Source organism: Dellaglioa sp. CoH-57-MRSF-22 (assembly GCF_056781895.1).
In genome coordinates this window covers 1-370 of the sequence record NZ_JBXAXT010000124.1, presented here as the reverse complement: position 1 = coordinate 370, position 370 = coordinate 1, and the positions used below count along the sequence as shown (strand labels likewise).

Genomic DNA, 370 nt, shown 5'->3' with positions numbered 1-370 from the left:
CGACTGAACGACACCGAATTGCTTAACGAGTTGATTTCCAGTATCCAGTCTCTGGATGTCAAGCACGAGCCCAAAGGTGACAACAACATTAAGCAATTCAAGATCGTGATAGACATCGGGTCCGATCTGCCGAGGTCGTTTCAACCGAAGGCTAGAGAAATTCTGGAAGATTTTGCAATTGTCAGCCGCCGCGAGCGGGGTTACAAATGATCGACGCTCAAGACGAATACGTTCCGGAAGATGCACCCCGGGTGCCGGGTTTTGCTCATGCTGGTGCCGATTCGCGCGGCCTGTTTCTCGCCGCACTGATCCAGCTTCGACGTGACCCCCACTTCAAAGGCGACATTATGCTGTCCGCGCTGCGTGTTGC

At 53.5% G+C, this 370-nt stretch carries 1 protein-coding gene; it reads left to right on the top strand.

Going from position 1 to position 370, the window contains the following annotated elements; translation table 11 throughout:
• On the top strand, positions 1-210 hold a 210-nt coding region (locus AC1RPR_RS08485), incomplete at its 5' end, for a hypothetical protein (protein ID WP_481763512.1).
• Positions 211-370: the final 160 nt, after the last annotated feature.